This window comes from Pseudomonadota bacterium (genome assembly GCA_034660915.1).
Taxonomy (GTDB): Bacteria; Desulfobacterota; Anaeroferrophillalia; order Anaeroferrophillales; family Anaeroferrophillaceae; genus DQWO01.
The window spans coordinates 1-5928 of record JAYEKE010000020.1 but is presented as its reverse complement, the minus strand read 5'-3'; the positions used below and the strand labels follow the sequence as shown (position 1 = coordinate 5928).

Genomic DNA, 5928 nt, shown 5'->3' with positions numbered 1-5928 from the left:
CAAAACATCCGTATCAACAATCAAAATTGCCTCCCCCGTCTGCGGTCGCGGACATAAGCCTGGACATCATTCATGTCCGCCCGATCTTTCCACATTCCACAAAATTCATTATCCTTCTTTTTTTGCTTTGCTGGAGTAAGCGAAATAATTTTAACGCAAGGTTTCCCATGGTAAGTAATCACGACTTCTTCACCCCTTATTGCGGCATCAATGATCTCTTTTGTATGAAATCTCAGGTCTTTGCTGGTTGCCTGCATGGCAAACTCCTTTATCAACTATCCCCTTTAACAAAATTATAATTTTAAAATATAAACTCTTTGTAAAAATGTCAAGAAAATTGTGAATGAAGGGGACGTTCATAAGATTATAAGTTTTCTCTCAGAAATAAGTTTGCGGAATTTATTATTAACCCATGTTTAACAAGATTTTAGCTGATTTACCCATTTTCGGCATTTTTAGGCCGGAAATACTAATGATTTCAAGAGAAAATCTGGTTTTTTAATGCGGTAATATGTTTTCAGGACTGTATCCGGCGCTGAAGCGACTACGATCTTCGTCAAAGTTCCAATCGATTACATAGTGACAACTGTTTTCAATCGCCCGGTGGTTACGGTTTATTGCCAATAAGCTTTGAGGATCATTCTGGTCAGGTTTTTTATCAGAACTAACTTGTTTCCATCCGGAAACTCTTGTTTACCGGATGGGTTGCTAGCTTTCAGCCTTCAGCTCTCAGCTTAACCAGTTATTTTTTTAATATTTTACTGAAAGCTGACTGCTTGGAATAACTGCGCCGACTTCAATGCTATGTGGCAATCAGATCCTGACGACATTATAGTTGGCAAAGTCTACACCTTCATTGCTGAAATTAAACTCAGTAAATCCATCGGACTTATTGGCAATCCCAGATTTATCCTGTTTGTTTCGATTAATTACGGTGCCTTTACTAATTATCAACAGGAATTTGGTGAAAGTATTACTATTGTCAACCCCGAAGGGGTGTCCGCTACTTTTGAAGTTGCAAACAGTGATGTTATCTGGCAGCCTTTCACCTCAAGTTCACGCTATGAATTTGTTTTTAACCAGCTTATTGAAACTCCCGGATACCTCAATTTCAGGAAAAGTTGTAACCCTTAGTGATGAACCTCTTTCCGGTATCCCACCCCCTTGTCCCCAGCCCGATCCGGCTGCTGTCCAGGTTGAAGCCGGGGCCGCCCCCGGCGTAATGATTACCCCGACGATCCAGGTGCCCGCCGCCGACATCGGCAACTCAGGACAACTTTTGCTCTATATCTACATGCCGTCGTCAGTCAATTTCGGCATCAATATTCCCGGAAGGACCGTCACCCTGGAAAAGTGAGCAATTAGTCGACTTGATTTCCCGTCCGCTTGACTTCACTGACTATCAAGGACTTAGTTTCATCGTTTACTACGGTTATGTCAATGCTGCCGGGACTATCATGTTTAACGCTTACACGGTAACGTCTATTGACTGTCCCGTGGTTCCTTCCTGCGCCGGGTTGAGCCAACCGGACTGCGAGGCGGTAGATAACTGCGTCTGGTCGGTATTTCCCGCGCCGGCGGCTTGCGAAATCGATTGTGGTCAGTTTATCAATCAGGAAGCATGCGACAACGCCTTTGACGGCAATACCTGAAAGTGGGATTCACTTTTTGGCGGGTGCGGGAATAAGTAAAAAAGTGAACATCCTGTAAAGATTCCCTTGTTAAGTTGGAATTCCAGAACTTTCTTACTTTAAATTCTCATAAAAGGTATTAGGTTTATATCTAGTATGTCGATACTTGTGGTTGGAAGTTGAATCCTGAATTTGTTCCGGGTCAGGTTGTTCCCACGGCGGACAATCATACCGATCGTCCCTGCTATCTCGGGAAAGCGGATGGTTTCATTGTCGAAAACAGCGGTACTGTAACCGGTCCCGCGTTGACGACCGGCAACTTTATGCGCGTTCAGGATACGGATGATTATGCCGCCTATGGGGCGCATTTTGATTTTTATGACCGCGCCTTTAACAGCGGCTGTGTCCGGGTTTCGTGGGATGTCCTTTTCGAATCATATTGTTGAATAACTATTTATTCTACAAAATACCGCCACTTTTATTCCGCATTATGCCAGCGGTGGGCAACCGAAAAAGTTAATTTAAATCGTAAAACAGAAAATATGTAGCTATCCCGCCTCCATCCGTTCGGCATCCTCAAGATACATATCCACAGCTTCTTGATAAAAGCCTTCATTCGTAGCGGCAAATTCAGCAGATTTTCTATAATATTCAGCCGCTTTTGCTTTTTCTCCCATAGCTTCGTACACTTGGGCAAACCGAGAAATCACGTCTATCTGATCCGGATAGTCGTCCAGTAATTGCTGACAGACTGCTTGAGCCTTTTGGAAATCTTTTTTCTCTATCAAAAGGATGCCGCCGGCTACCAATTGCTTTATGGTCCGGCCAGCGGTGTCTACGGCCAGGCCCTGGACGTGGGCGAGGTTTTGAGCTACTCACTGGCCGATCTTCGGGACGGGCAGAGCTGGTATTTTGCCGTCCGGTTTAACGCCGCCGCCGGTGCTGTCGGTGGACGTTCGCCGGAAACCGTGCTGAAAGCGGATCACAAGATTGCCTGCGCTTCCGTCTCCCTGGCCTGGGATCCCAGTGAAAGTCCCGGTGTCAGCGGTTACCTGCTCTACTACGGCCCCGAGAGCGGCACCTACCACGCCCCTATTGACGTCGGTCGGCGGGCAAACAGAAATACACCGTGCCGGGGCTGAGCGGGTGTCTGCGCTGGTATTTCGCCGTGGTCGCCTACGATCAGCAGGGCCACCGCAGCGGTTATTCCAACGAGGTTCTGAAGGCCGCTGCCGAAGAGCCGCCGGCTGCCACTGGTACTGGCGGCGACCGTAGAACTCCGGCTTCCGGAAAAAACCAGGGACACTCCCCGGTTTTCCGGTGAGAAACCCGGGACTGTCCCTGGTTGTTTAAAAAATATGAAAAAGCTGACCCTGATTATTCTATTTATGCTGCTCTTCATCGTTCCCCCGGTTTTCGCCGGCGGCCGTGAGTACGCGGATACCTCGATCTACCTCTGGCAGTTGATCAACGAGGCCCGGGCGCGCCCGCTGGCAACCATCCAGTCCCTGGGGATTGATGAAGAAGCTGCCCGCCGGGCCCTGGGCGCTGACGCGGCGCTTTTGGACGGCGGTCTGCCGCCTCTGGCCTGGGACAATCACCTGGCCATGGCGGCGACCGGTCACAGCCTGGATATGGTTGAAAAGCTGTATTACAGTTCCACCGGCCCGGACGGCAGCCTGCCGGAGGACCGGGTGGCGGCGGCCGGCTACCGGGGCGCGGCTGTGGGTGAGCCCCTGGGAGCCATGGCTTTCTCCGCTTTCATTGAACCGGAGGAAGCGGCCAGGCTGGTGTTCGCCAGCTGGGTTCGCGACGAGCTGGATCCCGGGCGCACGGCGAAGCGTTATCTCTTCAGCCGGGAAATGAGCGAGGTTGGTTTTGTCGGCGCGGTCTTGAGCCTCGGCGAGGGCATTCCCACCAATGTCTACGTGGCGGTGGCCGATTTTGCCGCCCCGCTGGTTCCCAGGTTTTTCATTATGGGGACGGTATATGAAGATATCGACGGCAACGGCCGTTTGTCGGCCGGCGAAAGCCGGAGCGGGGTATCGTTCAGCTGCCGGGTTGACGGCTATCCGGGGGTCTATGACGGCAAGTCCGGGATTGCCGGGGTTTATCAGCTGCCCCTGGTGGATGGCGATTATATCATTCGCCTGGCTGATGAGCAGGGCGGGGCGACGGTAGTCTACCGGCGGAATGCCCTGGGCGTGGAGGAAAATTGTCTGCTTGATCTGCGCCTGCGATGAGTGTACAACATGGGGTCAGGTCTTGCATTTTGCAGATATGTATCCCGCGACCTGATCCCTCACCATTTAGCGTCATCTGCACAATGCAAGACCTGACCCCCTATATGTTAAAGGAATGAGTTGGTATTGTGTCAACCGAGATGAAAAAAGATGAGATGGAACTTGCCATCAGGATGTTGGAAAAAATGAATCTCTCTCTGGATCGCTTTATCGAAAAGCATCTTGGCTGGGATGAGGAAGAACGTCGTCGGCGGTTGCAAGAACTACGGGATCGGGGAGATTAACCGTTCTTTTTCACCAGAACACGAAGGGTTGCAGTTTTCAATCCAACGCCAACGGTGCTGGTCGCGGTCTCGTCCCCTTCGCCTCCCTGCTTTATCCTTCCCACTTCCCACTGCTTGTTCCTTTCTGCTTTCATGGTGAAATATCTTTTATTCTTAACTCTTTTTTTACTTTTCTTTTCCTGTCTTCTGTCTTCTGTCTCCTGCCTTCTGCCTCCTGTCTCCTGTCAGACCGTCCTTCTTCCAACTTCTCTCCTTTTCTTTGTGCCCCCTTTTTTCTTTGACAAGTTAAAATTCATCGAGTAGTAATTTATTTTTCACTTCCGACTTTTCTAAACGAGGTGAGTTGCTTGCCCATGAGATTAACGCCGATGCAAATAGACGTTTTTAAACGGTTAAGTCGTGAGGTTTTTGGTCTGGAAGCACACTTGCTTCTGTTCGGCTCCCGGGTTGACGAACAGCGGCGTGGTGGTGATATAGATTTATATGTGACTGGTTTTGATCGACCGGCAAAACAACAGCTGGATGCCAGGTTACGTTTTTTATCCAGGGCGAAACTGGAACTCGGTGAACAGCGTATTGATCTGGTTTTTGCCCCGGCCCCGGGTCAATCTTATGCTCCGATCCATCTTGTGGCGGAAAGTACGGGGGTATGTTTATGAAGTCTCAGGAGATCGTTGATTACAAATTGACCCCGGCTTTGCGGGAGTGTGAGCAGCATCGATACCGGTTGCATTCCGCCTGGCAGGAAGCGATTACCTTTGAGCCTCTGCAAAGTGGTTCTATCGCTGAGTTAAGCGATGATCAAGTGCGAACTCTGGATCAGCTGCCGTTTCGTTTTGCCAAATTACAGGATGCTGTCGGCACCCGATTACTGCCGGCGATGCTGCAACTGGTTCAAGAGTGGGAGGACAATGAACCTTTCCTGGATAAATTGAACCGGGCCGAAAAGCCGGGAATGATGCCTTCCGTAGAACAATGGCAGCTGCTGTGGGAGTTGCGTAACCAGACGGCGCATGAATATCCCGATCAACCGGAACGGGTAAAAGCAAATCTCAGTCAATTACTGGAACAGGTCCCGGTACTTGAAGACATTTATCGCCGGATGTCCAATTGGGTTCTCGGGTTCAAGGGGTGTTGAATTTTCCATCCAGGTTTTGTATGGAAGAGAATTATATAGCAGTAGAAATTAGCGGAATGAAAAAGAAACATTTAGAAATTCTTCTGGAAGATATGAGGGATGACATAAAATTGGTCCTCGAAGGACAACAGGTTTTGCGTAATGAAATGGGCCGGATGGAAGAACGGTTAAGCGCCAAGATTGATCTGAATACTGATAAGATTGATATTTTGATCGAGAAGATCGACCATAACACCGCCCGCATTGATGCCGTGGGCGTCGACCTCAAGACCCATCGCGCCGATACCGAGATTCACCACGGTGTCTACCGGGTGCAGGAGTTGCAGAAAGATTAAAATGCTCACCCCTTTTAAGTTGCCCTGGTTGAATTCAGCCAACCTTGTACATTTCCCACCACCCCGCTTTTGCTTTTCTTCGTGTTCCTTCGTGTGCTTCGTGGTGAAATATCTTTTTTTTCCCTGCGTCCTGAATTTGTGATAATTCAATACCTGACCCCCCTTGTTTAGCTTTTCTTGTCTGATCAGGATAAAAATGATGGCATTTTTAGTTTATTTTGGAGTATAATAAAAAAATTGTTAGAGTAATTGAATCTCGCTCTATAATGGTCCCTTGTTCCATAACAAATTTCTCTG

At 48.9% G+C, this 5928-nt stretch carries 13 protein-coding genes; 10 read left to right on the top strand and 3 right to left on the bottom strand.

Going from position 1 to position 5928, the window contains the following annotated elements; genetic code table 11:
* Positions 1-20: 20 nt before the first annotated feature.
* The gene (locus U9P07_01015) at positions 21-257 is read right to left on the bottom strand and encodes a type II toxin-antitoxin system prevent-host-death family antitoxin (protein MEA2107987.1); all 237 of its coding nucleotides are present in this window, start codon (positions 255-257) and stop codon (positions 21-23) included.
* 806 nt (positions 258-1063) lie between these two features.
* Here U9P07_01015 and U9P07_01010 point away from each other — a divergent pair.
* The 3 genes from U9P07_01010 to U9P07_01000 all read left to right on the top strand — a co-directional run bounded on the left by U9P07_01010 (position 1064) and on the right by U9P07_01000 (position 2077).
* The gene (locus tag U9P07_01010; GenBank protein MEA2107986.1) at positions 1064-1357 is read left to right on the top strand and encodes a hypothetical protein; all 294 of its coding nucleotides are present in this window, start codon (positions 1064-1066) and stop codon (positions 1355-1357) included.
* Positions 1358-1370: 13 nt separating this feature from the next.
* A complete protein-coding gene (locus tag U9P07_01005; protein MEA2107985.1) occupies positions 1371-1652 on the top strand; it encodes a hypothetical protein in 282 nt (93 codons plus the stop codon).
* A gap of 158 nt (positions 1653-1810) precedes the next feature.
* Positions 1811-2077: a hypothetical protein gene (locus tag U9P07_01000; GenBank protein MEA2107984.1), complete on the top strand. Its 267-nt coding sequence runs from the start codon at positions 1811-1813 to the stop codon at positions 2075-2077.
* 102 nt (positions 2078-2179) lie between these two features.
* Here the strand turns inward: U9P07_01000 and U9P07_00995 are convergent, their stop codons facing one another.
* Positions 2180-2419 carry a tetratricopeptide repeat protein gene (locus U9P07_00995; GenBank protein MEA2107983.1) on the bottom strand — a complete coding sequence of 80 codons (240 nt, stop codon included), beginning with the start codon at positions 2417-2419 and terminating at the stop codon, positions 2180-2182.
* Here U9P07_00995 and U9P07_00990 point away from each other — a divergent pair.
* From U9P07_00990 to U9P07_00975, 4 genes are all read left to right on the top strand, one after another.
* On the top strand, positions 2396-2773 hold the full coding sequence (locus U9P07_00990; protein ID MEA2107982.1) for a hypothetical protein: 378 nt from the start codon (positions 2396-2398) through the stop codon (positions 2771-2773). The genes U9P07_00995 and U9P07_00990 overlap by 24 nt on opposite strands.
* Entirely contained in the window at positions 2761-2955 is a 195-nt protein-coding gene (locus U9P07_00985; GenBank protein MEA2107981.1) for a hypothetical protein, read from the top strand. Before U9P07_00990 ends, U9P07_00985 begins: the two co-directional genes overlap by 13 nt.
* Before the next feature lie 34 nt (positions 2956-2989).
* Positions 2990-3874 carry a CAP domain-containing protein gene (locus tag U9P07_00980; protein ID MEA2107980.1) on the top strand — a complete coding sequence of 295 codons (885 nt, stop codon included), beginning with the start codon at positions 2990-2992 and terminating at the stop codon, positions 3872-3874.
* A 128-nt stretch (positions 3875-4002) separates the two neighbouring features.
* Positions 4003-4158, top strand: a complete 156-nt coding sequence (locus U9P07_00975) for a hypothetical protein (GenBank protein MEA2107979.1) — start codon at positions 4003-4005, stop codon at positions 4156-4158.
* Here the strand turns inward: U9P07_00975 and U9P07_00970 are convergent.
* On the bottom strand, positions 4155-4292 hold the full coding sequence (locus tag U9P07_00970; protein ID MEA2107978.1) for a hypothetical protein: 138 nt from the start codon (positions 4290-4292) through the stop codon (positions 4155-4157). The genes U9P07_00975 and U9P07_00970 overlap by 4 nt on opposite strands.
* Before the next feature lie 234 nt (positions 4293-4526).
* Here U9P07_00970 and U9P07_00965 point away from each other — a divergent pair, with 234 nt between their 5' ends.
* The 3 genes from U9P07_00965 to U9P07_00955 are packed head-to-tail and all read left to right on the top strand — an operon-like array spanning position 4527 to position 5631.
* Entirely contained in the window at positions 4527-4817 is a 291-nt protein-coding gene (locus tag U9P07_00965) for a nucleotidyltransferase domain-containing protein (protein MEA2107977.1), read from the top strand.
* Positions 4814-5296 (top strand): hypothetical protein, encoded by a 483-nt coding sequence (locus U9P07_00960; GenBank protein MEA2107976.1) that lies wholly within the window; start codon positions 4814-4816, stop codon positions 5294-5296. The genes U9P07_00965 and U9P07_00960 overlap by 4 nt, the downstream gene beginning before the upstream one ends.
* Positions 5297-5352: 56 nt before the next feature.
* Entirely contained in the window at positions 5353-5631 is a 279-nt protein-coding gene (locus tag U9P07_00955) for a hypothetical protein (protein ID MEA2107975.1), read from the top strand.
* Positions 5632-5928: the final 297 nt, after the last annotated feature.